This is a genomic window from Candidatus Enterococcus murrayae (assembly GCF_017315985.1).
GTDB lineage: Bacteria > Bacillota > Bacilli > Lactobacillales > Enterococcaceae > Enterococcus_A > Enterococcus_A murrayae.
Map to the genome: position 1 here is coordinate 39,731 of NZ_JAFLVR010000018.1, position 24,988 is coordinate 64,718.

At 38.5% G+C, this 24,988-nt stretch carries 23 protein-coding genes and 4 riboswitches; of the genes, 19 read left to right on the forward strand and 4 right to left on the reverse strand.

Translation table 11 applies throughout. The features are described 5' to 3' along the window. Positions 1-39 precede the first annotated feature (39 nt). On the reverse strand, positions 40-762 hold the full coding sequence (locus JZO85_RS07525; RefSeq protein ID WP_242550266.1) for a DUF1003 domain-containing protein: 723 nt from the start codon (positions 760-762) through the stop codon (positions 40-42). Between the two features lie 341 nt (positions 763-1,103). Next, a riboswitch (glycine riboswitch) is annotated at positions 1,104-1,208 on the forward strand. 1 nt (position 1,209) lies between these two features. Continuing rightward, positions 1,210-1,284: riboswitch (glycine riboswitch) on the forward strand. Between the two features lie 90 nt (positions 1,285-1,374). On the opposite strand from JZO85_RS07525, the gene JZO85_RS07530 reads away from it, so the two are divergent. The 9 genes from JZO85_RS07530 (at position 1,375) to JZO85_RS07580 (ending at position 11,539) form a co-directional block, all read left to right on the forward strand. Continuing rightward, positions 1,375-1,764, forward strand: coding sequence for a GrdX family protein (locus JZO85_RS07530; protein WP_207107888.1), 390 nt, complete (start codon positions 1,375-1,377; stop codon positions 1,762-1,764). A gap of 40 nt (positions 1,765-1,804) precedes the next feature. Beyond that, positions 1,805-3,091 (forward strand): glycine/sarcosine/betaine reductase component B subunit, encoded by a 1,287-nt coding sequence (locus JZO85_RS07535; protein ID WP_207107889.1) that lies wholly within the window; start codon positions 1,805-1,807, stop codon positions 3,089-3,091. Positions 3,092-3,114: 23 nt separating this feature from the next. Continuing rightward, positions 3,115-3,588 carry a glycine/sarcosine/betaine reductase complex selenoprotein A gene (gene grdA, locus JZO85_RS07545; protein ID WP_242550267.1) on the forward strand — a complete coding sequence of 158 codons (474 nt, stop codon included), beginning with the start codon at positions 3,115-3,117 and terminating at the stop codon, positions 3,586-3,588. A gap of 18 nt (positions 3,589-3,606) precedes the next feature. Beyond that, positions 3,607-4,908: a glycine reductase complex selenoprotein B gene (gene grdB / locus JZO85_RS07550; RefSeq protein WP_242550268.1), complete on the forward strand. Its 1,302-nt coding sequence runs from the start codon at positions 3,607-3,609 to the stop codon at positions 4,906-4,908. A 61-nt stretch (positions 4,909-4,969) separates the two neighbouring features. Beyond that, positions 4,970-5,938 carry an NAD(P)/FAD-dependent oxidoreductase gene (locus tag JZO85_RS07560; protein WP_207107894.1) on the forward strand — a complete coding sequence of 323 codons (969 nt, stop codon included), beginning with the start codon at positions 4,970-4,972 and terminating at the stop codon, positions 5,936-5,938. Then, complete coding sequence (trxA, locus tag JZO85_RS07565; protein ID WP_207107895.1) at positions 5,935-6,258, forward strand: thioredoxin TrxA; 324 nt, start codon at positions 5,935-5,937, stop codon at positions 6,256-6,258. The genes JZO85_RS07560 and trxA overlap by 4 nt, the downstream gene beginning before the upstream one ends. 12 nt (positions 6,259-6,270) lie before the next feature. Continuing rightward, entirely contained in the window at positions 6,271-7,806 is a 1,536-nt protein-coding gene (gene grdC / locus JZO85_RS07570; RefSeq protein ID WP_207107896.1) for a glycine/sarcosine/betaine reductase complex component C subunit beta, read from the forward strand. A gap of 11 nt (positions 7,807-7,817) precedes the next feature. Continuing rightward, on the forward strand, positions 7,818-8,975 hold the full coding sequence (grdD, locus tag JZO85_RS07575; RefSeq protein ID WP_207107897.1) for a glycine/sarcosine/betaine reductase complex component C subunit alpha: 1,158 nt from the start codon (positions 7,818-7,820) through the stop codon (positions 8,973-8,975). Positions 8,976-9,385: 410 nt separating this feature from the next. Next, positions 9,386-11,539, forward strand: a complete 2,154-nt coding sequence (locus tag JZO85_RS07580; RefSeq protein ID WP_242550269.1) for an ATP-binding cassette domain-containing protein — start codon at positions 9,386-9,388, stop codon at positions 11,537-11,539. Positions 11,540-11,814: 275 nt separating this feature from the next. Here the strand turns inward: JZO85_RS07580 and JZO85_RS07585 are convergent, their stop codons facing one another. Further along, a complete protein-coding gene (locus JZO85_RS07585; protein ID WP_207107898.1) occupies positions 11,815-12,252 on the reverse strand; it encodes a VOC family protein in 438 nt (145 codons plus the stop codon). A 21-nt stretch (positions 12,253-12,273) separates the two neighbouring features. Further along, positions 12,274-13,002, reverse strand: coding sequence for a DUF2087 domain-containing protein (locus JZO85_RS07590; RefSeq protein ID WP_207107899.1), 729 nt, complete (start codon positions 13,000-13,002; stop codon positions 12,274-12,276). A 142-nt stretch (positions 13,003-13,144) separates the two neighbouring features. On the opposite strand from JZO85_RS07590, the gene JZO85_RS07595 reads away from it, so the two are divergent. From JZO85_RS07595 to JZO85_RS07615, 5 genes are all read left to right on the forward strand, one after another. Continuing rightward, the gene (locus JZO85_RS07595; RefSeq protein WP_207107900.1) at positions 13,145-14,053 is read left to right on the forward strand and encodes a DUF2268 domain-containing putative Zn-dependent protease; all 909 of its coding nucleotides are present in this window, start codon (positions 13,145-13,147) and stop codon (positions 14,051-14,053) included. Positions 14,054-14,116: 63 nt separating this feature from the next. Beyond that, positions 14,117-14,208, forward strand: a riboswitch (TPP riboswitch). 173 nt (positions 14,209-14,381) lie between these two features. Continuing rightward, positions 14,382-15,038 carry a thiaminase II gene (gene tenA, locus JZO85_RS07600; RefSeq protein WP_207107901.1) on the forward strand — a complete coding sequence of 219 codons (657 nt, stop codon included), beginning with the start codon at positions 14,382-14,384 and terminating at the stop codon, positions 15,036-15,038. 115 nt (positions 15,039-15,153) lie between these two features. After that, a complete protein-coding gene (gene ilvB, locus JZO85_RS07605) occupies positions 15,154-16,833 on the forward strand; it encodes a biosynthetic-type acetolactate synthase large subunit (protein WP_207107902.1) in 1,680 nt (559 codons plus the stop codon). Further along, entirely contained in the window at positions 16,826-17,329 is a 504-nt protein-coding gene (gene ilvN / locus JZO85_RS07610; RefSeq protein ID WP_207107903.1) for an acetolactate synthase small subunit, read from the forward strand. Before ilvB ends, ilvN begins: the two co-directional genes overlap by 8 nt. An 11-nt stretch (positions 17,330-17,340) precedes the next feature. After that, positions 17,341-17,913, forward strand: a complete 573-nt coding sequence (locus JZO85_RS07615; RefSeq protein ID WP_207107904.1) for a TetR/AcrR family transcriptional regulator — start codon at positions 17,341-17,343, stop codon at positions 17,911-17,913. Positions 17,914-17,980: 67 nt separating this feature from the next. Here the strand turns inward: JZO85_RS07615 and JZO85_RS07620 are convergent, their stop codons facing one another. After that, positions 17,981-19,498, reverse strand: coding sequence for an amino acid permease (locus JZO85_RS07620; protein WP_207107905.1), 1,518 nt, complete (start codon positions 19,496-19,498; stop codon positions 17,981-17,983). A 464-nt stretch (positions 19,499-19,962) separates the two neighbouring features. Beyond that, positions 19,963-20,076: riboswitch (cobalamin riboswitch) on the forward strand. A 135-nt stretch (positions 20,077-20,211) separates the two neighbouring features. Between JZO85_RS07620 and JZO85_RS07625 the strand changes: the two genes are divergently transcribed. From JZO85_RS07625 to cbiB, 5 genes are read left to right on the forward strand one after another with little or no spacing between them, the layout of a single operon-like run. Further along, on the forward strand, positions 20,212-20,709 hold the full coding sequence (locus JZO85_RS07625; RefSeq protein ID WP_207107906.1) for an ECF transporter S component: 498 nt from the start codon (positions 20,212-20,214) through the stop codon (positions 20,707-20,709). A 21-nt stretch (positions 20,710-20,730) separates the two neighbouring features. After that, positions 20,731-21,795, forward strand: coding sequence for a threonine-phosphate decarboxylase CobD (cobD, locus tag JZO85_RS07630; protein ID WP_207107907.1), 1,065 nt, complete (start codon positions 20,731-20,733; stop codon positions 21,793-21,795). Then, positions 21,792-22,781, forward strand: a complete 990-nt coding sequence (locus tag JZO85_RS07635) for a GHMP family kinase ATP-binding protein (protein ID WP_207107908.1) — start codon at positions 21,792-21,794, stop codon at positions 22,779-22,781. The genes cobD and JZO85_RS07635 overlap by 4 nt, the downstream gene beginning before the upstream one ends. Beyond that, positions 22,672-24,027 carry a cobyrinic acid a,c-diamide synthase CobB gene (locus tag JZO85_RS07640; protein WP_207107909.1) on the forward strand — a complete coding sequence of 452 codons (1,356 nt, stop codon included), beginning with the start codon at positions 22,672-22,674 and terminating at the stop codon, positions 24,025-24,027. The genes JZO85_RS07635 and JZO85_RS07640 overlap by 110 nt, the downstream gene beginning before the upstream one ends. Continuing rightward, positions 24,024-24,980 carry an adenosylcobinamide-phosphate synthase CbiB gene (gene cbiB / locus JZO85_RS07645; RefSeq protein WP_207107910.1) on the forward strand — a complete coding sequence of 319 codons (957 nt, stop codon included), beginning with the start codon at positions 24,024-24,026 and terminating at the stop codon, positions 24,978-24,980. The genes JZO85_RS07640 and cbiB overlap by 4 nt, the downstream gene beginning before the upstream one ends. Positions 24,981-24,988 lie beyond the last annotated feature (8 nt).

Consider the following 24,988-nt stretch of genomic DNA (forward strand, 5'->3'; position numbering starts at 1 on the left):
ATTTCTGTGACATAAGAATTTATCGGGCTATTTGACTAACTAAGTATTGCTTTTATCTTTTTGCAGAATCATTTGGTTCTGTCGAGTGAGTTCCTGCAAAAGTTCAATTTGTAACTGTTGCAGCTCAATCAGATGCTGCCATTTTAAATCCATCAAATAATCTATTTTTTCATGAAGCAGATGAATTTCGACTTCTGATTTTATATTTACCTCATAGTCATTATCCGCCTCGACGCGATCACGCTCAGTCTGGCGATTTTGACTCATTAGTATGATTGGCGCTTGAATGGCAGCCAAACATGATAAGGCCAAGTTCAACAATATATAAGGAAACTTATCAAATGGTCCGAAAAATAAGGGAAAGGTATTTAATGTAATCCAAGCTGCCAAGACGAGGATAAAGATAATTATAAAAGTCCAGCTTCCGCCAAACTTTGCGATACCATCTGCTACTTTCTGACCAAAAGTTTCTTTTGTTTTTAATGAATCATTGACATTCTTTATGTGAACTTGTTGTGTACGAATCTTATCCTTCAATTCATGATCGAATTGCTTTGAGGTGACGCTCTCATTTTTTAGCAATTCGTTGATATGTTGAGAACGAAAATCTAACAACATTATATAAGAAATAGTGGATTTTATTGTCAGGTTTGTGTCCATTCTCAAAATAAATTTCTGAAGCTCCTGATCTAGCTCAGAAATGTTGAAAACTTGCTCTGATCGCTCGTTTATCAAAAAATCACCTGCTTTTCTTTTAATCATAGCACGCTGCTGGATACTTCTGATTGAGAAATGCTTACAAAACGAAGAAAAGAAAAATTCGATCAAAACCTCTTTGAAAAAGATTTTTTCTTTTTTGATTACTTGAAGCAACCAAAATCAATGTTTATTTAGTTGATAGTTTTTTAGGTTCATCAATTATTTGTTGGCGTAAGCTCAAAAGACGATCGGGCTATCAGAGCAATATGATAAATAGAGGAAGCAGCATTTTTTACTTTGTGAGAAGTTTGCCATTTAACCTAGAAATATTTAAAGGTCGGGTTGTAATTCTTTAGGTAGCTTGTTACTATCTAATTGAAAGAAAGCGTTTCCGAATAAATCAAAAGAAAATTGCGGGAGAGTGCAATTTTATTGCCACCGAAGGTATAAATTGTAAAATTTGCTGATTTTACAATGAACATCTCAGGTAACCGGACCGTAATTGGATGATACTCTGGAGAGCAGAAATGCGCCGAAGGAGCAATCCCCTGCAAGGGGAGAATCTCTCAGGCTAGTAACAGAGGACAATGGCACAGTGTGTTGTTGTCTTCTTTTTTATGGTTTCTAAAGATAATCATGTGAATAAAAACACAATTGAAAAAGGCGGTTGGTGAAATGATCGTTATAACAAACAATCCAATGGTGAAAGAAAAACTAGGACAAATTGGTGTCATGCTTTTTTTAGAAGATGCGGAATATGGAGATGTGTTAAATGTGGTTAAGAAGCAAATTATCGATGACCATATTTGTCTGTTGTCACATCCATTGAGCGGCAGTATTAAACCAAATGAGACGTATTATAAAACGATCTTTGCTTCAGAGACCAATTCTCAATATATCGATATTGAGAGTTTAGAATATATTGAATCAGCGATAGCTGTCTACAAAAAGTTTATCAAAAATAAGCAGCGCCCTAATTGGTCCTTAGCAGTGCTCGAAGATTTTGCTTTTGTAGATTTTTATATCGCGCAAAGTACGTTGGAGAGAATGGGGGTGGGTCAATAATATCCAGCGACTTACAAATAATCAGAACTGAGGTGAATAAATGAAACTAGAAATTGGAAACATCGAAATCAAAGAAGTTGTTTTAGGCGAAGAAGAGAAAATCGACAACGGCACACTATATCTCGATCCGAAAAAAATCAAGGAATTGGTTTTAGCAGATGATCGGTTAGCTGATTGTCAGATTGAAATCGCCAAACCAGGGGATAGTGTTCGCATTACGCCTGTTAAAGATGTGATTGAGCCGAGATGCAAGGTTGAGTCCACAGCAGGCATTTTCCCAGGAGTTATCAATAAAGTTGATGTGGTCGGCAATGGACGTACTCATGTTTTGAAAGGGTGCGGTATCATGACCGTTGGGAAAATCGTCGGTTTTCAAGAGGGAATTGTGGACATGCAGGGACCTGGATCTGAGCTGACACCATTTTCCCAATTGATCGAAATTTGTTTAGTCCTAAAACCACAAAAAGGGTTAGATCCTCATTTGTATGAAGAGGCGGCTCGTTTCGCAGGACTAAAAACTGCGGATTACATTGGCAAGCTAGGTGAAAAAGTTAAACCTGATACAATCGAAACGTTTGAGACATTACCGTTGCTGCAACAAATTCAACAATATCCTGATTTGCCAAAAGTTGGTTATGTTTACATGCTGCAAACACAAGGATTACTGCACGATACGTATGTTTATGGAACAGACGCAAAGCATATAGTGCCAACGATTCTTTATCCAACAGAAGTTATGGACGGTGCCATAATCAGTGGAAACTGTGTATCTGCTTGCGACAAGAATACAACCTATCATCATTTAAATAATCCGGTGATTTCAGATTTGTATAAGAAGCATGGAAAAGAAATCAACTTCTTAGGTGTAGTAATAACCAATGAAACAGTTTATCTCAAGGATAAGCATCGTTCCAGTGATTTTGTCGCGAAATTGTGTGAATATCTTGGACTGGATGGGGTTATTATTTCTCAGGAAGGCTTTGGAAATCCTGATACAGATTTGATCATGAACTGTAAGAAAGTCGAAGAAAAAGGAATCAAAACAGTAATTGTAACAGATGAGTATGCTGGAAGAGACGGTGCTAGCCAGTCGTTGGCAGATGCAGATAAATTAGCAACTGCAGTTGTAACTGGTGGAAATGCAAATGAAACGATCCAATTACCTAAAATGGATCGATTGATCGGTCAATTCGATTATATCGATGTAATCGCAGGCGGCTTTGATGGCAGCTTGAAAGACGACGGCACGATTGAAGTTGAAATCCAGGCAATTACCGGTGCGACTAATGAACTAGGTTTTAACAAAATGTCTGCAAAGGGCATTTAAATAATAATAGGGAGGAAATACTAATGACTTTAAATTTAAAGAATAAAAAAGTCTTAGTGATTGGCGACCGTGACGGTATTCCAGGGCAAGCAATCGAGGCTTGTATTGAAGGTACCGGAGCTGACGTAATATTCTCATCAACAGAATGTTTCGTCTGAACGGCCGCTGGGGCAATGGACTTAGAAAATCAACGTAGAGTAAAAGAGGCAGCAGAAAACTTCGGAGCAGAGAACGTAATCGTTTTGATCGGAGCTGCTGAAGGAGAGGCGGCTGGATTAGCTGCTGAAACTGTAACAAATGGTGACCCTACGTATGCCGGTCCATTAACCAATGAACAGCTAGGCTTAGCTGTATATCACGCTGTAGAGCCAGAATTTAAAGAAGTTGTTGACCCAAATGTTTTTGAAGAGCAAATCGGTATGATGGAAATGGTTTTAGATGTTGATGACATCATTGAAGAAGTGTCGGAAATGAGGAATCAATACGCTAAATACTAATCAGTAAAGGAGCGTCTTATGACTAAGTTTAAAGTTGTTCACTACATCAACCAGTTTTATGCTGGGATTGGTGGTGAAGAAAAGGCGGATATCCAACCATTCTCAGAAGCGAAAGTAGTCGGACCAGGACTTGCTTTTATGAACTCATTTGGCGATGAAGCAGAAATCGTCGGCACGGTTGTGTGCGGCGACAGTTTCTTTAATGAGAATTTGGATAGTGCTAAAAAGGATGTATTAGAACGCATCAAACAATTTGAACCAGATATCGTTATTGCCGGACCAGCCTTTAATGCCGGTCGCTATGGAATTGCTTGTGGAGAAGTTGCTCAATCAGTTATGACTGAGCTGGACATTCCATCTGTGACCGGAATGTATGAAGAAAACCCTGGAGTTGAAATGTATAAAAAGGGTGCTTATATCGTGCCAACTAGAAATAGTGCGGCAGGTATGAGAAAAGCAGTACCTGTTATTGCGAGTCTTGCGTTGAAATTGTTGAGAAAGGAACAAGTTTCACCAGAAGAAGACAGTTACTTTGTTCGTTATCGAAAGAATTTTCAGGATGAAAAACGCGGTTCTGCTAGAGCAGTAGATATGCTGATCCGCAAGTTGCAGGATCAAGAATTTACGACTGAGTATCCGATGCCAGAATTTGATAACGTCGCGCCAGCCACCGCGATAAGTGACTTGAGAAAAGCGAAGATTGCGCTTGTGACTTCTGGTGGGATTGTTCCTAAAGGTAATCCAGATCGAATAGAATCGAGCAGTGCCTCGAAGTACGGAACGTATTCCATTGAGAACGTTGATACTTTGACTGCAGATTGTTACGAAACGGCTCACGGTGGGTATGACCCTGTTTATGCAAACCAAGATCCAAACCGAGTATTGCCATTAGATATAGTAAGAGAACTAGAAAAAGAAGGTATGATCGGCAGTCTGCATAATTATTTTTATACGACAGTAGGAAATGGAACAGCTGTTGCGAACGCGAAAAAATATGCAGCTGAGATTGCACAGAAATTATTAGCAGATGGTGTTGACGCCGTTATTTTGACGTCCACCTGAGGCACCTGCACACGTTGCGGGGCAACGATGGTCAAAGAAATTGAAAAAACAGGTTTGCCTGTGGTTCACATTTGTACGGTAGTTCCAATCTCGCAAACAGTAGGAGCGAATAGAATTGTACCAGCTATCGCTATTCCTCATCCATTAGGAAATCCAAATACAAGCCAGATGGAAGAGCAAAAGCTTCGCCGAGAAATCGTTAAAAAAGCTTTGAAGGCGATGACAATACCTGTGGAGGAACAAACAGTATTCGAATAATTGTTAGCTGCCTGAGGGAGCATCCCTCAGGCAGCCGATTGAGATGAAAGGAGCTTGCTAAATGTATGATGTGATCATTATTGGTGGCGGTCCTGCAGGACTCACAGCAGCTTTATATAATGCGAGAGCCCGTCTTAAAGTCTTACTATTAGAAAAAACAAAGTTAGGCGGACAAATTGTATCGACACATGAAATTGCAAATTTTCCTGGTTCAATCAAATCGACTGGAGAAGAAACTTCAGGACCTGAGCTGATTAAACGCATGACAGAACAGGCACAGCAGTTTGGTGCGGAAATTCAATTGCGTAAAGAAGTGACTGATTTGGATTTTGAAGAAGGCATTAAGAAAATTACGTGCAAAGATGGCAGTATTTATAAAGCTCACGCAGTTATTTGTGCAAATGGCGCTTTTCCAAGGGAAATCGGTTGTACTGGCGAACGTGAGTTGGCTGGGAAGGGTGTTTCATACTGTGCTACCTGTGATGGGGCCTTTTTTGAAGATATGGAAGTATTTGTGATTGGCGGCGGAAATTCAGCAGTAGAGGAAGCAATGTTTATCACAACGTTCGCTCGTAAAGTGACTATTATTCAAAATTTGAGTAATCTCACCGCTGATGCGATAGCTGTCGAACAGGCGAAAGACAACGAAAAAATCGAGTATATTTTCGACTCAATTGTGGAAAGTATTGAGGGTGAGGGCATCGTGGAAGCAATGACGATCCGAAATACGAAAACTGGTGAATTGACTCGCTTTGAAGCGGACGAAGATGATGGGCTATTTGGTATCTTTGTCTTTATCGGCAATGTGCCAAGCACGAAACTTTATGAAGGAAAAATCCCATTAAGTGATTACGGTTATATGATCACGGATGAAGCGATGAGTACACGAGTACCAGGTGTTTTCGCAGCTGGAGATATGCGGCCGAAAGTCCTGCGTCAAGTCGTGACGGCAACTGGTGATGGTGCGATAGCAGCATTTTCAGCACAAAAATATGTCGAGAAGATCAAAAGGGAGGCGGCAGTAACATGATTGAATTAACTATAGATAATTTTGACACAGAAGTATTGACGCAAGATACCCCAGTCTTAGTAGATTGGTGGGGAGAAACCTGTGAAAACTGTCTAGCTCTGATGCCAGATGTAGAAGCTTTATATACTCAATACGGAGACAGAATCCGTTTTACGAAATTTAATACTTCACAGAAGAAAGTTCGCCGCTTTTGTATTCAACATAAAATTCTAGGCTTACCAGTTATTTCGATTTATCAAAATGGCGAAAAAGTCGATGAAGTAGCTAAGGATGATTGTACTAAAGAAGCAATTGAAGAAATGATTCAGAAATATGTTTAAGGTGGGATGTTTATGAACTATTCGACTTTACGAGGGGCAAGTTATGTACTGATCCACACGCCTGATATGATCGAACATAACGGAACTACTCAAACAATTGAAAAGATTACGACATCAGACAGTCCATATTTAGCGAATCTTTATGACAACATTCGTCGCTACGATGAAGTAGTAAACTATGCGCCAAATCAAACGTTTATCGGAAACCTAAGCTATCAGGAGCTGAAGCAAATTCCTCAGCCATGGGTCAATCAACCATTTGAAGGGAAACGCGAAGGTAAATTTGGTGAAATTATGCCGGAGTTAGAGTTTTATGGGTTGCTTCAAATCGCTGATGTGTTTGAATTGGTTCATTTGGAAGAAAATTTTGCATTAACCGTTCGTGAGGCTTTGAACAGTCATCCCTTGTTTAAAGCCGATGTGGAAAAAATCAAAGATGGTAAAAAAATTGATTGGATCGAAAAGGATATAGCAGAAAATCATGCAGAAGGATTGTACTATGAGCGTGAATTAGTTGGTTGTGTAAGTCCGGCTCACCAGATTGATACAAATTTGAACGCTCATGTGATGTTAGAAAATTTGGTAGTGAAAGCCAGCGGAGTGCTGGCTTTGCGTCAATTGATCGATAAGCATCGGATTGATCCTAAAGAAATTGATTATGTAATTGAATGTAGTGAAGAGGCATGTGGAGATATGAATCAGCGTGGCGGAGGCAACTTTGCAAAATCAATCGCTGAACTTTGCGGATGCGATCATGCAACGGGAGCAGATATGCGTAGTTTTTGTGCAGGACCAACTCATGCATTGATCACAGCAGCATCTTTGGTGGCGGCAGGCACTCACAAAAATGTAGTAATTGTTGCAGGCGGTGCCACTGCCAAATTAGGAATGAATGGGAAGTCACATATTGGCAAAGATTTCCCAATTTTAGAAGATGTTTTAGGTGGTTTTGCGACCTTGATCGGTGAAAATGATGGTGTTCATCCAATTTTGCGACACGATTTGACTGGCAAGCACGAGGTCGGCAGCGGATCAAGTCCACAAGCGGTGACGACGGCTTTAATCGCTAGCATTTTAGAGAAAGCGCAACTAACCATCAAAGATATCGATGTGTATTCTGTCGAAATGCAAAATCCGGATATCACAAAACCAGCAGGAGCAGGGGATGTACCGTTAGCCAATCTGAAAATGATTGGAGCCATTGGTGTATTACGCAAAGACATCGAGAAGAAAGAACTGAAAGACTTTGTTGAGGAGAAGGCTCTTGTAGGATGGGCACCGACACAAGGACACATTCCAAGTGGAATCCCATATTTAGGTTTTGCAACAGAAGATTTAATAGCGGGTGATAAAAAGCGTGCTATGATTGTTGGAAAAGGCTCTCTATTTCTGGGCCGGATGACTAATCTATTTGATGGTGTGTCAATTTTAATTGAACGAAACAGCGGCAAAACTGCTGAAGGGAATCAGCAAGATTTAGAAGAACTGGTGAAACGTGAAGTTGCGCAGGCCCTAAGAAGCTTTGCGGCCAATTTTTCAATAGAGTAGAGGTGAGGGCTATGTCTGATCAAGTGAAGCAAACAGTCAAAAAAGTTTTTGAGGATTTAGCAACTAGTTTGGAAACTGGACGAATGGAAGCAAAAATCAAGATCGGATTGACCATTGATGGTAGTGAATTAGGCCTTGATGTAATGAAGCAGGCTGCACTTGCTATTAAGCAAAAGAATCTTTTTGATTTAGTTTTGATCGGCAGTGATGTTGAGTGGGCGGCAGACTTTGAACATTTCTCAACCACAGATTGTCAAAAAGAAGCAGCTGAGTTGATGGAAGAGCTGTTAGACAGTGGTAAAATTCAAGGCTGTGTGACGTTGCATTATAATTTTCCTATCGGAGTTTCTACTGTTGGTAAAGTCATAACACCTGCGTTGGGACGTGAAATGTATATTGCGACTACAACTGGTACAGCCAGCGGTGTTCGCAATGAAGCGATGGTTTTAAACACTATCAATGGGATCATAGCCGCGAAGTCCTGTGGGATAAAACAGCCAACCGTTGGTATTTTAAATGTTGAAGGAGCAAAAATAGTTGAACGATCATTACTTGCTTTGCAGGAAAATGGTTATGAGCTTGCTTTCGGTGAAAGTAAACGAGAAGATGGTGGGAAGGTTTTACGAGGAAACGATCTATTGCTAGGCAGTGCTGATGTCGTGGTATGTGATAGTTTGACTGGCAATATTTTGATGAAGCTTTTTTCAGCCTATTCCAGTGGAGGCACCTATGAGACCTTGGGAGCTGGTTATGGTCCAGGGATCGGTCGTAATTATGCTCGCAATATTTGTATTATTTCTCGGGCTAGTGGTGCACCAGTGGTCGTAAAGGCATTGGAATACGCGTATGAACTGGCGAAGGGGAAGTTAGCGAAAATTAGTCAAACTGAGTATCAAAAAGCAGATCAAGCTGGCTTGAAACAAATTTGCGGTGAACTAGTTTCAGCACCATCAGTGAAGACGAAGGAAATTGAACCGCCCGTTAAGGAAATCGTTACGAGTGAAATTGCAGGAATCGAGATCATGGAATTAGAGGATGCGGTGAAAGCTTTGTGGGCAGTAGATATTTATGCTGAAAGCGGAATGGGATGTACCGGACCGATTATTTTAATTAATGAAAAAAATGAATCAGCTGCACAAGAGGAATTAAAGAAAGCTAATTATTTGTAAGGCAAAACCAGCTCATCAAATGGGCTGGTTTTTTCAAATTATCAATATAGAATAACATTGTTTGTAATCAAGACATGGGCTGCGACAAAAAGTAGTAGAAATGAGACGAGAGCACGTAAAATAATTCTGTCATTTTCAAAAAAAGAACAAGGAAATGTCCTATCGTTCAGTACAATCCCCTAAGAATGCAGCATTTTTTAAAGAAGAGGAAGAGGTGAAAAGAAAAGTTTCATCTCTTCCTTGACTCTCCAGTTGCGGCAGACTTTAGACTGGATAGATAAGGGGGGATATACGATGAAGCCATTAAGATTAATTGGTCTCACACAAATAATTTACAGCATCTCTCACTAGAGATTCAGAAGAACCAGATCATTGTATTTACGGGGGTGTCAGGTTCAGGAAAGTCCAGCTTGGTTTTTGATACGATCGCTGCGGAAGCACAGCGACAAATGAATGCGAACTACTCTGCATTCGTAAGAAATCGGATGCCTAAATTCCTCCAGCCTAAAGCGGAACGAATTGAAAATCTTAACCCAGCAATCGTCATTGATCAAACACCACTCGGTGGAAATCAACGGTCTACGGTTGGAACCATCACTGAGATTTATTCATTGTTGCGCCTATTATATTCAAGGATAGGAAAACCACATATTGGTTCTGCTAGTCAATTTTCCTTCAATCATCCTCAGGGAATGTGTCAGAAGTGCTCCGGACTAGGACGTGTTAATCAGATCAACATTGATAAATTGATTGATCAGGAGAAATCATGGAATCAGGGAGCCGTCTTGGATACTAGATATGCGGTTGGTAATTGGTATTGGAAGCAATATGCTGCAGCAGATTTCTTTGATAATGATAAGCCATTGAAGGAATTGACCACTGCCCAGTGGAATCAATTGATTTATGGGCATCCTGAAAAAGAGGTAACACCTATCAATCCGAAATTAGAAGGAATTTGTCGAAATTATGAACGAATTATTTTAAAACGGGACTTATCTGGACATAGTAAAATGTACGAGGAAAAACTAAAAGAACTATTGTATGAAGCGCCGTGTCCTGATTGTGAAGGTCGTCGATTAAACCAACAAACGTTATCAGTAAAAATTAATAATTATTCTATTGCTGATTGTGTAGCGCTGGATATGAATGAGCTACTTGAGTTCTTGAATCGATTAGCTTATCCCGAAGTACATGAAGTCATCTATGAAATCAAGGACCAGGTTCAACGTCTAATTGATATTGGGTTAGATTATTTACAGTTGGACCGAAAGACACCAACCTTATCGGGTGGAGAGGCACAACGTGTAAAGTTGGTAAAGCATATGGGAAGTGCATTGAATGGCATGTTTTATATTTTTGATGAACCAAGTACGGGCATGCATGCGCGCGATGTTTCGCGAATCAATCAACTTCTGCAAGATTTACGAGATAAAGAAAATACGGTCTTTGTTGTGGAACATGACCCAGATGTGATTGCGATCGCTGATGAAGTGATCGATATTGGACCGCTAGCAGGGAAACAAGGCGGTGAAATTATTTTTCGAGGAACTTATCCAGAACTTCTTCAATCAGATAGTATTACAGGAAAGGAAATTTGTCAGACGCTGCCGATCAATACACAGCCGCGCAGGTGGCATGAAAAGATGACAATTAAGAATGCAACCTTGCATAATCTAAAAAATGTGACGGTGGAAATACCTAAACATATTCTAACTGTCGTTACTGGTGTAGCAGGTTCAGGTAAATCAACTTTGATTACTAAAGTTCTACCGGAACAATTTCCAAATGAACTATCGATCATCAACCAATCTCCGATCAAAGCAACCAATCGTGCGACTCCAGCAACGTACCTTGGGATCTATGATGAGATTCGCCGCAGTTTTTCTAAGGCGAATAACGTCCCAGTGGGGATGTTCAGCTTCAACTCAACGGGAGCCTGTCCAACTTGTCATGGGAAAGGAGAAACAACTGTCGAGTTAGTTTTTATGGATCCGATCGTAAATGAATGTGAGGATTGCGGAGGACATCGTTTTTCAGCTGAAGCGTTGAGTTATCGATTGAAGGGATGTACGATTCTGGATGTATTAAATATGACGCCGAAAGAGCTGCAGCACTTTTATCAAAATATCGGCAGCAAAAAAATGAATGAGAAACTGCAAGCGATGATTGATACAGGATTGACTTATCTACCGGTTGGACGAAACTTGGCTACACTTTCAGGAGGTGAACGTCAGCGGTTAAAACTGACTAAAGCTATCACACAAAAGGAATCTGTCTTTGTGCTTGATGAACCAACGACAGGATTACATCTATCAGATATTAAAAAACTGAATGAGCTATTTCAACGGATGGTAGATAAAGGAAATACTTTAATAATCATCGAACACCACAGCGAAATCATCAAACAAGCTGATTGGATAATTGATATCGGACCGGACGGCGGCGTGAAGGGCGGCAACGTTGTGTTCAAAGGTATACCTGAAGACTTATTAGAAAGCGGTACGATTACTGGAGAGTATTTAAAGAAAAGTAGTCAAGTACTCGAAAACTCGATCTACAATTGATTCAGCAGTCGCTTTTCACATTACTCATGTGAAAAATATCCAAAAATGGAAATAAGGCAGACTTGATTTGTCTCCAAAAAAATGGTTTAGCGAAGGATTAGAGACTTAACGGAAAGTACTATAATTAAACAAAAGACTTTTCCGAGAAACACTTAACAAAAGTAAAGCGAACGTTCATAATTCTTTCGATTACGATAGTATATGAACGTTCGACTTTTCATTTTTAAAGCTTCATCCAAAAAAGTAGTTAGTCTTTTTGGACGGCTAGTCGACTTTTAAAAATGATCATCATTATTCACGATCTCATATTTGATTCCATCTGGATCATTAAAGAAGAGCGCATAATAATTTGGCCCATGCTGTGGAAAGATTTGTGGTTCATCCAAAATTTTGGCTCCAAGTTCCAACACTGTTTTATAGATTCGATCTACTTCATTTCTAGATGAAGCTCTAAATGCAATATGGTGAACAGCACCAGGCTTTCTTCGATGGATTGTTTCTTCTTCATATTGTTTTAATGCGGAACAGATGCCAAAATCATAAGATTTATCGAGATATTCGATGACATCCATATCCATCTCTTCCAAATAGACTTTGATTTTCTTATTTAAATCAAAACCTAGAGCTTCCATCAGCCCATCATAAAAAGATTCCACTTCATTGATATCCTTCACCGTAACTTGCAAATGATCTATTTTCATTGGCAATCCCATTCAATCGCTCCTTTCAAAAAACTATATCTTCCAATACGTTGTTCCATCCACCGTACGACCCAAAATGCCATACTCAATGAGGTAGCGCCTGATCGTCACATAATCTTCGAACATCTTCGAAATAATCGTGTTGACTTCTTTTTCCGTATATTGTTTTTCAGATGTAAAGTTTTCAGCTAACTTTTGGAGCAGAATGATTCGCTTTTTTTCCTTTGTCGGAATTTGGTTCGCTTTTCCGTTTTTATCAAGGAAGACATCAAAGACTTTCTCGCGCTCTTTTTTAGTAGAGACAAACCGTTCATCTGAATCAATTAATGAGTTTGCGATAAGTTCACTATGCTCCTTTTCATCAATCGACTCTAACAATGCCAGAAGGATTTTCGCCTGACGTTTCTTTTCTTTAAATTTGAAGCGATGATTTCTCACTGCGGAAGTCGTGATACCTAGCTGATTTGCTATTTCTTGATCGTTAATTCCTGTAGAAAATAGCAATAAAAAATTTTTTTGTGTATCACTCAAACCAGTTTGATTTTTATCGAGATTTAACAAAGCGTTAAAAGAACCATTGTGCTCATGTTTCATATGGTAGATCATAGCTCCTTCTGCTCGAGCGAACTGACTGTTTGAGTCACTGATCGGATAAACGAAACGATCATCAAACGTTTGATCACAATACAGGCAGTGAAAGAGAAATTCTCCATTTTTTGAATATCCCTTTTTTATTTCTTCAATAGTCAATTCGTGTTCCATAATATCACCTCTTGCGATAATGCTAACATAAAATAAAATCGTTTGCAAATACGATTGCATAAATGATTTTTCAGAGGATGTCTATTTTTATTGACCTTCACGCAACGTCAAGCATTATGATAAGAAGTAAGGAGGGATCTAAATGAGTGAGTTTAAAGTTACGATTGTTGATTCATTGTCTTTTTATGATAGATGTCTGCAGGAGACTGTTGATGAACAGGCATTTCGCTATGAAATAATGAAGCCATTCGAAGAAATGTGGCACTATCTGAATGCACCACTTGTTTCTAAAAAGCCCGGGGGCTATGATGTGCTGATGGCTTCAGAAATGTTAGGTATTTGGACACCGCGAAAAAGTGTCGATTTAATTAAATCAAGGTTAGAGCAGCTGAAGGAATCCAATATTTTTAATGAGTGTACTCAAGTCATTGCTGAAAGTACTCGACTTTTCAATGAAATTGGCTACCAGATTCCATTCGAAGAATTGATCGTGAATATTCTACTGGGCGATCCGGAGAATGGCATATTGATGGCTAGTGAGGGTTACAGTGGGTTCGGTGGAATACCGGGATATATTTTTTTGATTGTCGTGCCAAACGACTTTAATCAGGTACGACTGAAGTCGGCTTTGGCGCATGAGTTTAATCACAATATTCGTTTCACTTATGAACCATTTAATCATGGCGATGTGAGTGTTGAGGATTATTTGGTGATTGAAGGTTTAGCAGAGGTTTTCGCTGAAAAGCTTTACGGTGTCGAGTATCGCGGCCCATGGGTGAAGGAGTATGATAAAGAAGAATTGGAATATACGATTGAAGTGATGAAGGATGGTCGTGATGTTCGCGGATTTGATCAAGTCTGCGCTTACATGTACGGTGATGAAGTTGCAAGAGAGCAGGGATATCAACCTATAGGGCTTTCAAGAAATGCCGGTTATACAATTGGCTATCATTTAATAAAAGATTATCTAAAAAAAACTGGAAAGACAATCGCAGAGGCTACTCTGACCCCTAGCTCGACGATCGTAGAAGAATCGAGAATATTTGATTAATTATTGAATAGAGTAAAATTGTAATCGTTTTTCTCAAAAAGGTATGCTATACTTTTAACAATCGAATGACACTAGGGGTGCTTTTACAGCTGAGATTATACCCATTGAACCTGAAACAGTTAGGACTGGCGCAGGGAATGTGCGATATTTTGGAAATTTGTACCCGACCTTTTTTTGGTCGGGTTTTCTTGAGTGTACCTTTCAAGCATAGAAGCCTCCTTTTCATTCTTACGTGAATAAAGGAGGTTTTTTATGTCGAATTAAGGAAGTATTGCAGTTTGTATTTTTGATCAAATGTACACCATTATTTACAGAAAAGGAGAAACGAATGACTTTTACAGAGTTAGCAAGAAAAAAGGCTGCCTCATTTTGGCAAGGAAGTTTTGAGCATCCGTTTATTCAATCACTAGCATCAGGAGATTTAGCTCCAGAAGTTTTTCGCTACTATTTGCTGCAAGATCGCTATTATCTTGAACATTTTAGCAAATTATATGATTATATTGCCGAGCAAACAGATGATGAAGAGGTACAGGCTCAGCTAAAAGAGAATGCTGAAAATCTTAAACTAGGCGAGTTGGCTATACGTGAAGAATTTTTTACTGAATTAGCTATTACTGAGGAAGAGATAGTAGAGACGCCGATTGCACCGACTGCTTACAATTATGTTTCTCATATGTATCGTCAACTAATTGATGGGACACCAAAGACGGCCTATGCAGGAATGCTGCCATGTGCGTGGCTGTATCAAGAAATTGGTGTTCGTCTGATTGAGAGTGGCTCTCCTCATCCTTTATATCAACGTTGGATTGAAACCTATGCGGGTGAAGACGCGGCCAAAGAAATAAAAAAAGAGCGTGCACTTTTAGATCGTCTTTACGAAGATAGTACAGAGGAAGAGCGACATCAAATGATTGAGGCTTTCGTAATCAGCAGTAAAATGGAGTATGCATTTTGGGACATGGCTACAAATTTAGAAAAATGGTAATTCAAAAGGACCGTTCACTTGTGGACGATCCTTTTCTTTTGAAAACGGTTGACAGCGAACATCATACTTGTGTTAAAATGCAAGTTAACACTTGCATAATTAGGAGGCGGTTAAAATGATTTCGGGAGCTGAATTGGTTGTAAAAGCATTAGTTAAAGAGAAAGTTGAAGTTTGTTTTGCTTATCCGGGAGGTCAAGCGATTGATTTGTTTGATGCTCTTTATCAGAAAGAGGAATTTCGAATTGTCCTGCCACGTCATGAACAAGGATTGATTCATGCGGCAGACGGCTATGCTCGTTCTACAGGGAAAGTCGGTGTTTGTTTGGTTACTAGCGGTCCAGGGGCAACTAATTTAATTACTGGTATCGCTACAGCAGGTTATGATTCTTCTCCATTAGTCTGTATTACAGGACAAGTTTCAACACATTTGATTGGAAAGGACGCTTTTCAAGAAGTTGATATGGTAGGAATTAGTCGGTCAATAGCAAAATATGCGGTAACAGTCAAAAAAAGAGAGGAACTGGGAACGATCATGAAGAAGGCATTTATGATCGCGCAAACAGGAAAGCCAGGTGTTGTAGTAGTAGACATACCTAAAAACATTCAGCAAGAACCTGGTTCTGATAATTATCCAGAAACTGTATCGATTCGTGGCGGAGAAAAAAGACAAGTTCCACCAATTGAAAAAATAAATGAAACAGCTAAGGCTTTGAACAATGCAGAAAAACCAATTTTATTAATTGGTGGAGGCGTTCATCGAGGAAACGCGCATAAAGAATTACTTGATTTTGTTGAAAAAACAAATACTCCTGTTGTTTCAACTATTATGGGAAAAGGCGCGTTGCCAAGTAATCACAGGAACTATATTGGCAATGTAGGCATTCATGGCAGCTATGCGGCGAATCAAACGCTCATAAACAGCGATGTGATTTTTGCAATAGGGACACGTTTGAATGATCGAGTAACAGGAAATGCAACAGCGTTCTGCCCACTTGCTAAGTTGATTCATTTAGATATTGATCCTGCAATAATCAATAAAAATATTGATACTTATTTAGGACTTATTGGAGAGGTTAAAGAAATTTTGCCTAAGGTTACAAGTTTAGTTAGTCCGAAGCTCCAGTGTGAACGGCTTCAAGAAATAAAAAAAATGGATACTGCTTTCCCAATTCATATGACAGAAGTTGGATTAACTCCAGAAGCTATCATAAAAAAAATCAATAAACATTTTACTAACGCAATTGTCGTTACTGATGTGGGACAAAATCAACTTTGGACGACTCAATTTCTTGAAGTTACAAAGGAAAGGCAATTACTGACATCAGGTGGTTTGGGCACAATGGGCTTTGGTTTTCCTGCCTCAATCGGTGCAAAATTGGGAAACCCAGATAAGGATGTTTTAACAATCACCGGAGATGGCGGGTTTCAAATGAATCTGCAGGAACTCGCTACAGTAATGCTAGAAAAAATTCCGATCATCATTTGCATTTTCAATAATGGCTGCCTAGGTAACGTCCGGCAGTGGCAGGAAATGTTTTATGAAGAGCGCTATTCTCATACGATTCTAAAAGAGAAAAACACACCGTACATTCCTGATTTTTTAGCATTGGCACGCAGTTATGGGATTGACGGTATGAGAATAACGACTGAGGAAGAAATAGATGAAGCATTTAAACATGTGAGACAACTCCCAAACGAGACATTTGTACTCGAATTTATACTAGAAGCAGAGCAAAAAGTTATGCCGATTGTTGCACCAGGTCAAAGTTTAAAGGAAATGATCGTTTATGAATAAAACAGAGCAAAAATGGCTAAGTGTTTATGTTGAGAATGAAGCAGGGGTATTGGCGAAGGTATCTGGCTTATTTTCAGGAAAATTATATAATTTAAATAGTTTGACGGTCGGAGAAACCGAGACTGTGGACACTTCACGAATGACAATCAGTCTCTACAGTGATGATCGAACTTTTGAACAGATAAAACATCAATTAAGCAATATGGTTGAAGTGATTCAAGTGATTGACTACAGCAATATTTCGATTCATGCAAAAGAAGTCATGTATGTAAAACTGAAGTATAATAAAGAGATGGATCAGTTATTAGTAAATCTGAAGGAGCGGCTAGTGTTCGAAGTGATTGATCAGACAGAAAATGAGCTGCTGATTGAAAGCATCAACTGTGAGAAGAAAAATAATGAGCTTGTTGACTCTCTACGACAATCCGTTGTTATAGAGGAAATGGAAGTAATTCGCGGAGGAAGCGTAGCCATCTCAAGTCTTTCAAAGGAGTAAAGGACAGTAAAATGAAAAAAACTCGAGCCAATATTATGGCGGCAACAAAACAACTGATCATTAAAAAAGGCTACAGTGATATGACTACGAAAGACATTGCAAGAGAAGCGCAAGTGAATGAGGCGACAGTATTTCGCCAATTTGGTAGTAAAAAAAAGTTGTTGTTTGCAACATTGGAAGAAGCGGATTGGATTCCCTCAGTAAACAATGATAGTTTCAAACAGTTTCAATGGAACATTACGAAGGATTTGCGCCTGATCATGGAAAATTATTTTGAGCAAGTAACACCAGAAATTGTGCGTTTTTCAATGGGACTTAGATCACAAGAAATTTATCAAGAAACACTGCCATATATCCAAAAAATTCCAAGCGCCTTTACAGAGCTGATACAAGATTATTTAAATAAAATGAAGGAAAGAGGAGAGCTGAAAATTGGAAATCCGAAAGAATCGGCGGAAGTCATCTTTTCTAGTATGATCGGTTTTGCTTTTTTACACGCATATTCTAGTGAGGATCAGTACAAAATAGATAAAGACGCTTTTGTATCTCATGCAATCAACTGTTTTGTGAAGGGATTAAACTAAAAACTTGGAGACACTTTTCGATTTATAGAAAGTGTCTCCAAGTTTTTTTATTCAAGAGGTTTCTAATTTACATCAACCGATTGTCTTCATTTTGCTTAGAAGGACGTAATAAAGCTTTCTTTTGTTCCAAGCGAAAATAAATGAAGTGTGAAAGGACACCAAAAAATACTGGGCCTAAAAGTAGTGTAGAAAAGTTCAAGTAATTTCCTAATTTCAGTGGTTCATAGATTTGAAAAGCAATTGCGATAAAAATACAAATACATACACTGAGAGATAAAAAGTAATTTAAGAAATTATTTTTAATAATCAATGAGTCTTTTAAAATGATCCTTTTCCTCAAAGAAAATGGGAAGCTAGCAGCAACGATGAAGTAAGGAATCGCTCTAGAAACATTTGTCATATAAGTCAACTGGTTAAACAGTTCGGATAGGAAGGTGTTACTGAAAGCGAGCAGCCCAATAAATAACGAGATAAGGAATGATTGGATCCAAAGTGCATTCTCTGGCATTTGATTCTTATTAAGCGTTGAAAACTTCGGCCAAAATATTTTCGGGGTACTTTTAATCAAACTTTTTAAAGGTCCATAACTAATAGAACTAAGTAGACTTAAGTAAGCAAGCCCCATAGTCAAAGCAGTATAGCGTATAAAAAGCTGAGTTAATAAATAACTATGTGAAGCAGATAAGTTGAAGCAAACAGCTAAATTCTTAGCTAATTGTTCCATTACACCATACATTAAATTGCCGAGATGAAGAGAGGTCGCATTTCTCAGCTCCTCAATATTGTTGGAGCAGCTCCAAAGAATGATCCCACTGATATATAGCATCAACACAACAAATGAACTGATGATCACTGATCGAGGAAACCTCGTTCGACTATTCTTTGTTTTATCTGCAAGGCTTGCAATGGTGTCCAATCCCCCAAATGCTGTGATTGAGAAAATAAAAAAAGGTAATTGGGAAAGTAAACGATTAGATGATTCTTGAAAAAAACTTGATACTGTAATGCTATGAGTGATGTTTTCTGCTACCTGATCTGGATTTTTTATGATCAGCAATAAATTTCCAATAATTGAAATAATTAGCAAGCCGACCATCGCATACCCGCTAATATGCAGAAACCTAAAAATAACTTGAAAACCACGTTTATTCATCCAAGTGATAAACAAAACCGCCAAAATTGAAAAAAGAGCTAGCCAAATCTGTGGAGAAAGTCCAAACCAATCAATTGAAGCAGTGATATCCTTGCCGAAAATAAGAACAGATATAGGGATTAGGATTTTCATAAATAGACTGATCATCCAAATAAAATAACTGCTATACCAAAGGAAAACAGTAGTAAAGGCGGCTTTGGGTGAAAGAGACTCCTTTAACCAATCATAGATCGCTCCTGAGCGATGGGCATATTTTTTGGTATATTGAGCGACGATCAACGCATAAGGAATGAAGTAAAAAAAAGCACTGATAAAAAACCAAATAAGTGATTGACTTCCTAGCATAAAGAAAGCTGAAACCATGCTAGAAAATGAATACACTGTGGTAGTGATAATCAAGATCAAATTTTGAGAAGATTTCATTTTATCCATCGTTTGCTCCCGGTAGTCTTTTTCTATATCTTATTTTCTTTCAAAAAAAAAGACAAGATAGATTATTATCCCAAAAGAATAAAATAGTTTTGCAAAAGCGAAGTAGATGATTGGTAAATCAACACTTCTAAGTACGCAAGTAGGAGCAATAACAATATATTGCTTTGTTTTCGCAAGAAATAACAAATTTTGGCTGAACTGTTCGGATTGAATAGTCTTTTAGTGATTTGTAAATTACCATTTAAGAAAGCGGATTCAATAAAATTACAGTTAGCGAGCATCTATAATAGCTTAACTTTGCTGTACAAATAGCTGGAATCTAGATTGTTATTGGTCAGCATAGTAATATTTTGTCCTCTCGTTTGAAAAATAGCATAATGTGGCTGAGTTATAGGAAAAAGATCAGTCGTAGTGTAAACGTTTGCTATAATGAGAATGAAAATTGAATATTTAATAACTAAACAAGGGAATGAGGTGAGAATCCTCAACAGCCCCTTTCTACTGTATATGCGGATGAAATCTCAACAGCCACTTTTCGGGAAGGCGAGAAAGTAAAATGATGCGAAGTCAGGATACCTTGTGTAGGGATTAAAAAATAATTGGATTGGGAAGATTATTTTGCTGAGTGTCTATTCATGAGTTTAGACAAATTAAAATACGGCGAGCCCATCTTATTTGGACTCGTCGTATTTATTTTTAAGGAGGGAATTATTATGAAATATTCAACAAAAAAATTAGCAACACTGGCAATTTTATTGGCTCTTTGCGTGATAGGTGCGAATATCAAAATTTTGGGTTCAATCGCACTAGATTCTTTTCCAGCGTTCATTGGTGCAATCATACTCGGACCTGCCGCAGGTGCATTTTTAGGGTTTTTTGGACATATGATCTCTGCATTACTGTCTGGCTTTCCTAATACTTTACCGATCCACTTGGTTATTGCAGTTTTGATGGCTGCTTGCATGTTCTTTTATAGTTGGACACGCAGAAAGTTTTCAAAAAATAAGATTGCTGCTTCTGTTGTCTCAATGTTAGTTGCCTACACAATCAATGTACCGCTTGATTTACTTTTACTCTACCCAGTGATGGGACCAGTTGTTTTTATGCTTTTTGTACCTTTGACACTCGCAACTGTAGTCAATTTATGTTTGTCCGAGGTTGTAATTTTAGGTATTCCTCAAAAATATAAAGAAGCAGTCTTTTTAAAATAATCAAAAATCGGAGTCGTTGCTATGACAGCTAAGCATGGAGGAAACATTCAAGAAATTAGTGAAATATATCAAAAGAATAAGCGTCAGTTAATTGATTTTAGCGCAAATATCAATCCTCTAGGTATTCCAGAGGAAATCAAGAAAATTCTAACAGACAATATCGAGATGTTGATTCATTATCCGGATATTCGTTACCATTCACTGATTCAAGCTATCGCAAATTTCCATAAAATTCCACAGAGATATGTATACCCTTCAAACGGTGCAGCCGAGGCAATCTTCATGTTGGGACGTACACTAAGTGTAAAGAAATTGATGTTGCTTGCACCAACTTTTATGGAATATGAGGAGGCCTTTGGTCAGCAAGATACAGAATTTTGTTATTTCTACTTAGAGCAGTCGAATTTTCAATGGTCGATTTCACAGTTAAAACAGGCTGCGAAAAAGCAAAAGGTTACAGGAATTTGTCTTTGTAATCCAAATAACCCAACAGGACAGTTATTAAATCAGTCAGAACTCGACGATCTGTTAGCTTTTTGTCGCGAAAATAAAATGGTGCTAATCGTAGATGAAGCATTTGTCGATTTCACAGAAGAAGAGCATTCGCTTATCCCGTCGATTAAGGATTATTCAAATTTATTCATTTTCCGTTCATTAACGAAAATGTTTGCGATTCCAGGATTACGATTAGGCTATTTACTAACAAGTAATTTATCAATCTTAGCAGAAATTAATGAGAAAACTATTCCTTGGCATATCAATACATTTGCTGAATTAGCGGGGCAACAAGCATTGAAAGAAACTCAGTTTATTGAGGAAAGTAAGCAGTACATTATAAGCGAACGACTTTTTTTAGAAGCAGAATTATCAAAATACAAGGAGCTGGAGTTATTCCCCAGCCAAACCAATTTTCTTTTTTTTCGCTATTCAGGGAGCGGTTGCTTACAAGAAAAAATGATCCATAAAAATATTTTGATTCGAAATTGTAATAGCTTTAATGGATTGACTAAAAGGTATTATCGAATAGCTGTTAAATCAAGAGTCGAAAATCAAAAATTACTTGAGGCATTGGAGGCAATACTATGAGGGCGACAGCATCCTGCCCAGGTTCCTGTGGGGAGCTGATTCAGGGATGGTACGGAGATTCACAAAAACTAGTCAGTTATGGTATTGATCGCTTTTCTAGAGTCACCATTCAAGCTGGGCATTCCTTTGAATCTACACACTCTAAATCTAAAGAGGCCTTAAAAAGGACTTTTGATCACTTTAATCTTCGAAACGAGGATAGTAAAAATTTTGAGCTATCGATTGTTTCAGATTTACCTTTAGCCAAAGGAATGGCCAGCAGCACTGCAGATATAGCCGCCACCTGTCGGGCTGCCGCGGCCTATCTTGGGAAAACAATATCGACAAATGAGATTATAGACATCTGCTTAGCGATCGAACGAACTGACAGCATACTTTTCCCAACACTCACCTTCTTTGAACAAAAGAATGGCACGGTTAGAAAAGAAAGTGGGTGGGCTCCTCATTTTTATGTAATTGTTCTAGAACCAGAGGAGACACTCACAACTGAAGGATTTCATACAATTGAAACAGATCGGCTTTTTTATCAGCAACGTGAGCAATTTTCTAAGATCTACCATCGTTATCAAACGGCCGTATCGGAGCGTTCAATAAAGCGGCTTGGAGAAGTAGCCATTCAAAGTGCTTTATTAAATCAAAAGATTTTACCCAAACCATATTTTTCTGAGCTATTAAAACTTCAAAAGCAGTATGACTGGCTTGGTGTTAACGTTGCACATAGTGGATCAGTAGTAGGAATAATGATCGAATCAGTAAAAGAAGTCGATCAAGTTTTGAACGTCATTCAACGATCGAAACTTAGCAGCTATTATTCAAAAGTAAGTGTACATCAAAGCTGCTATCGTGGCGTACAACTGATAGAAGTGAGGAGAAATGATGAAAAAGTTGATGATCGCAGCAGTATCCAGCGGTTCAGGCAAAACGACGATTACGCTTGGTTTAATGAAGCTTTTACAAAATCACGGATATCGAATTCAGCCTTATAAGGTTGGACCAGATTATGTTGATACGCAATACCATACACGAATTACTGGAAAACCTTCACGAAACTTAGATATGTTTTTAGTACAAGATGACGAGAGATTGCAAACACTATTTGAGAAAGAGGCCCAGCAAGTAGATATTTGTGTGATTGAAGGAGTAATGGGGCTTTTTGATGGATTGGGAGTGAGCAAGGATTTTTGTTCTAGTGCGGGTGTGGCCAAACAATTGAATTGTCCAGTGCTGTTAGTAGTCAATGGACAATCAGCTTCAACATCTGTTGCAGCTGTTGTAAAGGGCTTTTCTGATTTTGATCCTGCGGTCATGATTTGTGGCGTAATTATTAATAAGGTTGCGTCTGATACGCATTACCAATTAATAAAAAAAGCAGTAGAAACCTATACAAAAATTCCTGTTTTTGGCTATCTGAAGCGTGAAGAGGGAGTGGCACTCCCTTCTAGACAACTCGGTTTAGTACCAGATAGAGAAATTAATGATGTAGATGAAAAAATAGAACAAGTAGCAGCTTCGTTAGAAAAGACCTTTGATTTCAATGGTTTATTAGAAAAGCTGCCAGAAGAGAAAATATCGTATAGGGCACCAAATTATCCTCAATACTCAGAGCTTAAAGTGGCTTATGCACTCGATGAGGCATTCCACTTTTATTATCAAGATAATCTCGAGTTATTAACCTCATATGGGGTGGAACTTAGTACTTTTAGTCCAATGAAGGATCAACAACTTCCTGAAGCTGATTTGTATTACTTCGGGGGAGGGTATCCTGAAGAATTTGCCCAACAACTCGCTGAAAATCACTCGATGCGTAAAAGTATCAAAGACAAGCATGAGCAAGGAGCTTTTATATTGGCAGAATGTGGGGGCCTGATGTATTTAGGATCATTTTTCAAAGAAGACGATCAACGTTATCCAATGGTAGGGATTTTTGATGGAATCAGTGAAATGACCTCTGGTTTGAGAAAGTTTGGCTACTGTTATGGAGAAATTGAACGAGATACATTAATCGGAAAAAAAGGCTCAACTCTCGTTGGACATGAATTTCATCATTCAATTTTCAATACTCAAGAAAAGACAGTGTTGAAAATGACCAAGAAAAGAGATGAAGAGGTGGTAAAGCGTTGGACTGGCGGTTATCAAAAGAAGAATACATTTGGAAGTTATCTTCATCTTCATTTCTATCAAAGTGAGAACTTCTTACAGACATTATTGGAGCAAGTGAGGTCTGGACTATGACCGGGTTGGTTATTATAGCATTTTTGCTGGATTTGCTTGTCGGTGATCCATACAGCTGGCCGCATCCCATTAAAATAATTGGAAATTTTATCGACTGGTTTCAAAAGAGTTTTACTCAAACAAAAAATGAGAAAGAAAGATATCGTTGGGGCATTGTTTTATGGTTTGTAACAGTTTTAGGATCGGGTGCAGTTACTTACCTTATTCTAAGATTGGGATTTTTAGTACATCCTCTTTTAGGAAACTTGTGTTATATCTATTTGGCTTACACTACTCTGGCTATTAAAAGTTTGTCGTCAGAAGGGCAAAAAGTTTATCAGAAATTAGTAAATGAAAGTTTGAAGAGTGCTCGTCAGCAAGTCGCAATGATTGTAGGCAGAGATACGAATGAGTTAACAAAGGAAGAAATTACCAAAGCAACGATTGAAACTATTGCCGAAAATACTAGTGATGGAGTGATCGCACCACTATTATGCTTATTCATTGGCGGACCCACTTTGGCAATGATGTACAAAGCTGTTAATACCCTAGACTCAATGGTAGGTTATGTGACGCCAAAATACCGAGCAATTGGCTGGTTCTCGGCAAAAATGGATGATCTTTGGAATTTCCTGCCTGCTCGTATGACTTGGCTATACTTATTAGTTGCTACTAAATTCTTGCAACTTAATACATCTAATGCTTTGCGTGTTGGAAAAAGAGATTGTCGTAATCATAAAAGTCCTAATAGCGGCTATCCTGAAGCGGTAGTTGCAGGAGCATTAGGAATTCAACTAGGTGGGACCCATCTCTATCATGGTGTTGAAATCTATAAGCCGACTATCGGCGTACCACTTCGCTCACCCCAGCCCAAAGACATTTTAACTACGAATGCGTTGTTGTATACAACGGCTGTTTTAAGTCTGATTGTATTCAGTGTTCTATCAATTGTAATTAATAATTATCTTTTGTGAAAAGAGGG

Bases quoted from the DNA above. Each gene is read 5' to 3' on its own strand.
- trxA (WP_207107895.1), top strand. From the start codon at position 5,935: ATGATTGAATTAACTATAGATAATTTTGACACAGAAGTATTGACGCAA.
- JZO85_RS07525 (WP_242550266.1), bottom strand. From the start codon at position 762: ATGATTAAAAGAAAAGCAGGTGATTTTTTGATAAACGAGCGATCAGAG.
- JZO85_RS07585 (WP_207107898.1), bottom strand. From the start codon at position 12,252: ATGGGATTGCCAATGAAAATAGATCATTTGCAAGTTACGGTGAAGGAT.
- cobD (WP_207107907.1), top strand. From the start codon at position 20,731: ATGACAGCTAAGCATGGAGGAAACATTCAAGAAATTAGTGAAATATAT.
- JZO85_RS07620 (WP_207107905.1), bottom strand. From the start codon at position 19,498: ATGGATAAAATGAAATCTTCTCAAAATTTGATCTTGATTATCACTACC.
- JZO85_RS07625 (WP_207107906.1), top strand. From the start codon at position 20,212: ATGAAATATTCAACAAAAAAATTAGCAACACTGGCAATTTTATTGGCT.
- JZO85_RS07560 (WP_207107894.1), top strand. From the start codon at position 4,970: ATGTATGATGTGATCATTATTGGTGGCGGTCCTGCAGGACTCACAGCA.
- JZO85_RS07615 (WP_207107904.1), top strand. From the start codon at position 17,341: ATGAAAAAAACTCGAGCCAATATTATGGCGGCAACAAAACAACTGATC.
- JZO85_RS07530 (WP_207107888.1), top strand. From the start codon at position 1,375: ATGATCGTTATAACAAACAATCCAATGGTGAAAGAAAAACTAGGACAA.
- JZO85_RS07590 (WP_207107899.1), bottom strand. From the start codon at position 13,002: ATGGAACACGAATTGACTATTGAAGAAATAAAAAAGGGATATTCAAAA.
- grdD (WP_207107897.1), top strand. From the start codon at position 7,818: ATGTCTGATCAAGTGAAGCAAACAGTCAAAAAAGTTTTTGAGGATTTA.
- JZO85_RS07635 (WP_207107908.1), top strand. From the start codon at position 21,792: ATGAGGGCGACAGCATCCTGCCCAGGTTCCTGTGGGGAGCTGATTCAG.
- JZO85_RS07535 (WP_207107889.1), top strand. From the start codon at position 1,805: ATGAAACTAGAAATTGGAAACATCGAAATCAAAGAAGTTGTTTTAGGC.
- JZO85_RS07640 (WP_207107909.1), top strand. From the start codon at position 22,672: ATGAAAAAGTTGATGATCGCAGCAGTATCCAGCGGTTCAGGCAAAACG.
- ilvB (WP_207107902.1), top strand. From the start codon at position 15,154: ATGATTTCGGGAGCTGAATTGGTTGTAAAAGCATTAGTTAAAGAGAAA.
- cbiB (WP_207107910.1), top strand. From the start codon at position 24,024: ATGACCGGGTTGGTTATTATAGCATTTTTGCTGGATTTGCTTGTCGGT.
- ilvN (WP_207107903.1), top strand. From the start codon at position 16,826: ATGAATAAAACAGAGCAAAAATGGCTAAGTGTTTATGTTGAGAATGAA.
- tenA (WP_207107901.1), top strand. From the start codon at position 14,382: ATGACTTTTACAGAGTTAGCAAGAAAAAAGGCTGCCTCATTTTGGCAA.
- JZO85_RS07595 (WP_207107900.1), top strand. From the start codon at position 13,145: ATGAGTGAGTTTAAAGTTACGATTGTTGATTCATTGTCTTTTTATGAT.
- grdC (WP_207107896.1), top strand. From the start codon at position 6,271: ATGAACTATTCGACTTTACGAGGGGCAAGTTATGTACTGATCCACACG.